The following is a 6,473-nucleotide window of genomic DNA, read 5'->3' as shown; positions in this document are numbered from 1 at the left end:
CGAGAACATGGGTGCGAACAACCCCGATCTGGCCTTCTTCAAATCGAAGTTCAACCCCGATCTTGCGATGTACTTTGAGATCGAGAAGAAAGACACCTTCGGCGCGTTTTCCGAGTGGGCATACCGCTCCTTTGTGAAACGGTTGATGATGGCGACCGGCAGGGTTTAGGGTTTGCTGTCTCTCCCCCACGGCACCGGGCGAGATATGTTATCTCAAAAATCACTGTTCGGGACTCCCGATGCCCGGAAAAGCCGGCATGGATTCCATGTTCGTGCGGTCGGTCGGGCTCAATCCCCCGGCACGACCCCCACGAGACGTTAGATTTATATAGCCGACCGCAGGAGGTAAAGGTCGGCCGGAGATATCCGGTAGAGCGGAGGAAGAACTGTTTGCCGGTCGAGATCATCGCTGACAGAGATGCCTGGGACGCGTTTGTCGACGAGAGCCCCTCAGGCCTCCTCTTTCACAAGTGGGACTTCTTAACGATCACAAAGCGGCATACCGGGTATACGTTTCTTCCCTGCGGGGTCTACAAGGGCGAAGAACTGCTCGCGGTCTGTCCTCTCTTCTGCAGGCGGACGAACGGCGTCACCGTCGTGCTCTCGCCGCCGCCCATGCAGGCGGTCATACCGTATCTTGGGGCGGTCATGGGCAGGGATTATGCAGCGGCGAAGCAGAGCAAGAAGGAGTCGATGCTGCAGGCGGTGGCCGACGGGCTCAAGGAAGCCCTCCGCGATCTCGCGCCGAACTACCTCTCGATGACGTTCGTCCCGGGCTTTCACGACATCCGCCGGTTCATCTGGGACGGTTACCGGACCGGGATCAACTATTCGTATACGATCGACCTCGCACCGCCTATCGAGACCCTCTGGGGGAACGTGAACGCGAAGTTGCGCACGAGTCTCCGGCGGTTCGAGAAGGAAGGCTACCACCTGGAGGAGGGTGACGGTCTTACCCGATTCTACGAGACGGTGCACCGGCGGTTCAGCCGCCCGGATATGAACATCCCGATGATCACCCGCGACTACTTCGAGGATATCTTCCGGGCATACCCGGATCACGCCCACGTCTACCACCTCTACGACCGGGCCGGCGACCTCAAAGGGGTCGGCACGACCCTGGAGTACAGGCGCTATCTCCTCTGGGTCGGCGGGCCGAAGATCGACGGCACGTCGGCGAACGAGTATCTCCAGTGGTGCCTGATCCGGAACGCGAAAGAGAAGGGTTTTTCGGAGTTCGAGAATACCGGGGCGAACAACCCGAACCTGAACATGCATAAGGCGAAGTACAACCCGGATCTTGCTATCTTTTTTGAGGTGAGCAGAAAAGACGGCGTGGGCAGGGTTGCGGAATGGGCGTACAGCAACATCGTCAACAGGCCGCTGATCAAGAAGAGGTTTGTCCCCTACGTCAGGTGATCGGGAGGGGCCTGCAGGGGCCCGGCATCTCCCGGGTCCGCTTAAATCGGTGCAGCCCCGCGCTCCCCGGCGTTGCCGGGGAAGATATAAATATAACCCTTGAGGTATCCTGTATCGGGCCCGGTCAGGCATGACCGATCGGCCGGAAGTCAGGCTCTATGGTGCTCGAACTTGTTAAAGACAGGGATGTGTGGGATTCATTTGTCGATGCAAGCCCTTACGGGTTGCTTTTCCACAAATGGGATTACATCACGATCACGGCCCGGCATACGGGGTACCGGCTCCTCCCGTACGGCATCTACAAGGGGGAGGAACTCGTCTGCCTCGCTCCGCTCTTCTTCAGGAGCGTGCACGGGGTCAAGACGCTCTTCTCGCCGCCGCCCATGCAGGCGGTCATCCCCTACCAGGGCCTTATCCCGGCGAAGGATTTTGCCGCGTTGAAACTGGGCAAGCAGGAGGCGATCATGGATCTCGTTGCGGCGGATCTCTCTGCGGAGATCGATGCGATATCGCCACATTACTTCTCCCTGATCTTCGTCCCCGGCCTCACCGACGTCAGGCAGTTCATCTGGAGGGGGTATACGCCGAAGGTTCACTACACCTACGTGATCGATCTTACGCGGCCGCTCGAGACGATCTGGGGTGATTTCCACTACAAACTCCGGAATAAACTCCGGAAAGCCGAGAAGGCCGGGATGGACCTCGTCCGGAGCACCGATCTCTCTGATTTGTATACGGCGCTCGCCGGGCGGTTCAGCCAGCCGGATATGAACATCCCGATGATCAGCAGGCGTTACTTTGAGGACGTCTTCCGGGCGTACCCGGATCATCTCGCGGCATACTACCTCTACGACCGGGAAGGCGCGCTCGCGGGAGCCGTCGCCACCCAGGAGTACAGGCGGTTCCTGCTCTGGATGGGTACGCCGCGGATCGAGAGCGCTCACGCAGGGAACGAGTATCTCCAGTGGCTCCTGGTTCAGCGTGCACAGGCACGGGGGTATTCGTACCTGGAGAACATCGGGGCGAACACGCCCGACCTCAACTTCTTCAAGTCGAAGTTCTGTTCGGTTCTCGGCATGTATATGGAGGTCTGCCGGAAGGATATCGTCGGGGCCCTGGCGGAATGGGCGTACACCTCCGTCTTCAACAATCCCTGGCTGAAACGCAGGGTCGTCCACTACATCGACTGAGCCCGTCAGAGGTCGCCGATCGAGATGGGAATTTTCTGGATGAGGTACCGGAACTTGCCGCCTTCGGTGCGGGGAATCTCGTCGACGAAGCGGACGTGGACGTTCACCTCGTCGCCGAGCTGGCACCGGAGTTCGTCGATCAGCTGCCGGGTGTCCTTCTCGGTGTAGGCCGGTTTTCGAACGACCTTCATGATGAGTTCGCCCACCTCCTCCTGGTACATCTGGAACTGCCTGATGTTCTCGAATGCCTCCGACTCGTAGTTGATGGGGGTGACGGAGATCAGGTGCCCGCTCCGGGTTACGATGAACTCCTGGAGCCTCCCCTCCACCTTCTCGAGCAGAGGATACTGTCTCCCGCACGAGCACCGCTTCTCCGTGGCGACCGCGACGTCCATGGTGCGGTAGCGGATGAGGGGGCAGACGAAGTTGATGAGGCTGGTCGCGACCACCTCGCCCATGGCGCCCGGACCCCGGACGGGCCGACCGTCCCTTCCGATCAGTTCGACGATCCCGTATTCGGGGAAGATATGGTAGTGGGTGCTCTCCTCGCACTCCCCGGCAAGCACCGTCTGCTCGGAGTTGCCGTACCAGGAGAAGACCCGGCAGCCGAAGACCTCTTCAAGCAGGTCGCGCTGCCAGGGGTAGAGGTTCTCCGACCCGCAGAGGACGGCCCTGACGGTCGGGAACGGCTCAATGCCGTGTTCCCGCATGTGCCGCGCCAGGATAACGGCCGTGGAGGGATAGGCGTGGATGAAGCGGGGCTTGAACCTGTGGATCCAGGTGATATAGTCCGGCAGGGTCTCCTCGGTCATCTGGTGGGAGGACATGATCAGCCACCGGCCGAAGAGCGCTCGTCTCCAGTAGGTGCCGCTGGCTGCCCCGTCCACGACGTGCCCCCGGAGTATGACGCAGCGGTCGCCGAACCGGTAGCCGACGCGGTCCCACTGGGTCTTCATGAACGCCCATTCCCGGGCACGGGAGGCCCCTTTCTCGTAGTAGAACCCCATGGGGGTGCCGGTGGAGCCGGACGTGCGCACGTACTCGAAGGCGGACTCCGGGTAGTTTCTGGCCTTCAGGTCGGGAAGGTTGGCCTGGACGATCTCCTTGGTCAGGAACGGGAGGAGTTCGAGATCCTCCGGGCCCCGGATGTCCTCCGGGACGAGACCGCGCTCCTGAAAGACCCGGCGGTAGTAAGGGACATTCTCGTAGGCGTGGTCGAGGAGGCGCGCGAGCGCCTGCGCCTGGTAGGCCGCGAGTTCTTCCCGGCTCCACCACTGTGACCGCTGGAGGAGCGCGTACATCTGCCGGTAGGTGCGGTAAGACGGCACCAGGCTGAGTGCCTTTACGGTGAGCGGGTTCGCGCGCGATGCCCATCGATGAAGACCTGTCTTCGTATGCATACCTCCCGGCTCAGGCGAGCAGATCGGGGGACACGTGTTCGACAATCCCCCCCTCTCGTTCGCTGAAGTGTATCGGCAGGTCCTGAACGAAGTAGCGATACTTGCCACGGGCGGTGAGCGGTATGTTATCAACGTACCTGATCGTGATAAGAACGTCGTCGCCGCAACTCCGGCTCACTTCCCGGTAGAGATACTCCGCATCCTGCTTGCTGAACGTCGGTTTTCTCACGATATTCAGTATGACTTCCCCGACCTTCTCCTGGTAGAACTGAAACTGTTTAACGTTATCGAACGCATCGGTATCGATGTTCATGGCAATCCCGGAAAGAAGCTCGCCTTTACCCGTCACGATGAAGTCCTGGAGCCTCCCCTCGACCCGCTCGAGCATTGGGTAACTCCGGCCGCAGGAACAGCTCCCCCCGGCCGCCGTGGCAAGGTCCATGGTGCGGTAGCGGATGAGGGGGCAGACGAAGTTGGTGAGGTTGGTCGCGACCACCTCGCCCATGGCCCCCGGGCCCTTAACCGGCCGGCCGTCCCTCCCGATCAGTTCGACGATCCCGTATTCGGGGAAGATGTGATAGTGGGTGCTCTCCTCGCACTCCCCGGCAAGCACCGTCTGCTCGGAGTTGCCGTACCAGGAGAAGACGCGGCAGCCGAAGACCTCCTCGAGCAGGTCGCGCTGCCAGGGGTAGAGGTTCTCCGACCCGCAGAGGACGGCTTTGACGGTCGGAAACGGCTCGATCCCGTGCTCCCGCATGTATCGTGCCAGGATAACGGCCGTGGAGGGGTATCCCTGGATGAAGCGGGGTTTGAACCTCTTGATCCGGTCGATGTAGGCGGGAAGCGTCTCCTCGGTCATGTGGTGGGAGGACATCAGCAGCCACCGGCCGAAGAGGGTCTTCTTCCAGAAGACGCCGTCTTTAGCAGACCCGACGATGTAGCCCCGGAGGACGACGCAGCGGTCGGCGAACCGGTAGCCGACGCGGTCCCACTGGGTCTTCATGAACGCCCATTCCCGGGCGCGGGAGACCCCTTTCTCGTAGTAGAAGCCGACCGGGATCCCGGTGGAGCCGCCGGTGGTGACGTACTCGAAGGCGGACTCCGGGTAGTTCCGGGCTTTCAGGTCGGAGAGGTTGGCCTGGAGGTCCTCCCGGGTCAGGAACGGGAGGAGCACCAGGTCGTCGGGGCCCCGGATGTCCTCCGGGACGAGACCGCGCTCCTGAAAGACCCGGCGGTAGTAAGGGACATTCTCGTAGGCGTGGTCGAGGAGGCGCGCGAGCGCCTGCGCCTGGTGGGCCGCGAGTTCTTCCCGGTTCCATCGCTGGGACTCCCGAAGGAGGGCATAGGTCTTTCGATAGACGTTATAAGCCGGGAGAAGCCCGAGAGCTTTTGCAGTGAACGATTCCCTGCCGCAGATCCTCTCTCCCAGACGAACCATGATCTCCGTTTCCCTTTTCATGCGCACTTCTGCCGTATCTGCCGAAAACGCACGCCGCCGCCGCCTCTTCGTCCTGCCGGTTTCCGGGTTCCACCGGGTTTTTTCCGGCTGTTTTCCGGGTTATCCGCCCGGACGGCTATCCACCGGTGCATCGGGATAGTATACCCCTGAACAACGTATATAAAAATTGGCATGTCGTCATCTCTCCCATTCGGGATCAGGGTTCTATGGACGAACGGATCGCCCTCCGAGGGAAAAACGGCGGGAGTCCGGATCCGATTCTTCTCGACAGACTGCCTGTTCTGCCGGATTTTCCGTCAGAGAATACCTTTTTGGAAACATGACCCGATAACCTGGCTGATTGGATAAACTATAAATATGCGGAAGCCTATCAGGGGTATGTCTTGGTAAGATAAGGCGACAGTCACCGGGGACGTGCGCTTTCGGCATGAAGGTGCATGCCCGGAACAGGGGGGATAATTATTCTAGATAGGGCCGTACCTGATAGCAGTAGCAGCGCAGAGACCTTCACGGGTCACTCAACGGAGAATGATATTTTAAACGAGATCCGGGCACTGGCCGGCGGGCTGCGTAAACGGAATGGAAACGCTCCGCACGATCTCGATTTTACGGTTCCCATTGGCTGGGAGGAGCGGATTGGACATCTCGACGATCAGCCCATCAGGCGGTTGATTATCTTCCTCCGTTCCACGGGGTGCGAATGGGTCGAGAAGACGGGGGGGTGCACCATGTGCGGTTTTTACTGTGCAACGTCCCGGGGCAGGGAGGTGTCGGCGGACGAATACATCGCGCAGTTCGAATACGTGATGGACGCCGTCGATCTCGGGGATTACCCGATCGTCTCGATATACAACGACGGCAATATCTTTAACGAACGCGAGATGCCGGTTGCCGCCATCGAGAAGATCTGCTCGTACATCGACGGCTACAAAAACATCAAGAAGGTGGTCGTCGAGTCGAGGATCGATTATTCCCCCGACGAGCACGTGGCAAAGATGAAGAAAG

The 6,473-nt window shown here is 60.2% G+C and carries 4 protein-coding genes and 1 pseudogene; 3 read left to right on the top strand and 2 right to left on the bottom strand.

Annotated features, from left to right (window positions below; translation table 11 throughout):
* Window positions 1–390: 390 nt before the first annotated feature.
* Window positions 391–1,419 carry a GNAT family N-acetyltransferase gene (locus EI28_RS11930; RefSeq protein WP_048115107.1) on the top strand — a complete coding sequence of 343 codons (1,029 nt, stop codon included), beginning with the start codon at window positions 391–393 and terminating at the stop codon, window positions 1,417–1,419.
* A gap of 158 nt (window positions 1,420–1,577) precedes the next feature.
* Entirely contained in the window at window positions 1,578–2,609 is a 1,032-nt protein-coding gene (locus EI28_RS11925) for a GNAT family N-acetyltransferase (RefSeq protein ID WP_048115105.1), read from the top strand.
* A gap of 5 nt (window positions 2,610–2,614) precedes the next feature.
* Here the strand turns inward: EI28_RS11925 and EI28_RS11920 are convergent, their stop codons facing one another.
* Both EI28_RS11920 and EI28_RS11915 read right to left on the bottom strand, forming a co-directional pair.
* On the bottom strand, window positions 2,615–4,009 hold the full coding sequence (locus EI28_RS11920; protein ID WP_048115104.1) for a phenylacetate--CoA ligase family protein: 1,395 nt from the start codon (window positions 4,007–4,009) through the stop codon (window positions 2,615–2,617).
* A 10-nt stretch (window positions 4,010–4,019) separates the two neighbouring features.
* Window positions 4,020–5,447 carry a phenylacetate--CoA ligase family protein gene (locus EI28_RS11915; protein ID WP_048115111.1) on the bottom strand — a complete coding sequence of 476 codons (1,428 nt, stop codon included), beginning with the start codon at window positions 5,445–5,447 and terminating at the stop codon, window positions 4,020–4,022.
* 788 nt (window positions 5,448–6,235) lie between these two features.
* On the opposite strand from EI28_RS11915, the pseudogene EI28_RS14495 reads away from it, so the two are divergent.
* Window positions 6,236–6,473 (top strand): annotated as a pseudogene (locus EI28_RS14495) (TIGR01210 family radical SAM protein); the annotation flags it as partial.

Source organism: Methanoculleus sp. MH98A (assembly GCF_000691865.1).
Lineage (GTDB): Archaea > Halobacteriota > Methanomicrobia > Methanomicrobiales > Methanoculleaceae > Methanoculleus.
The sequence above is the reverse complement of the archived record's forward strand: the minus strand, read 5'-3'. Positions and strand labels throughout refer to the sequence as shown.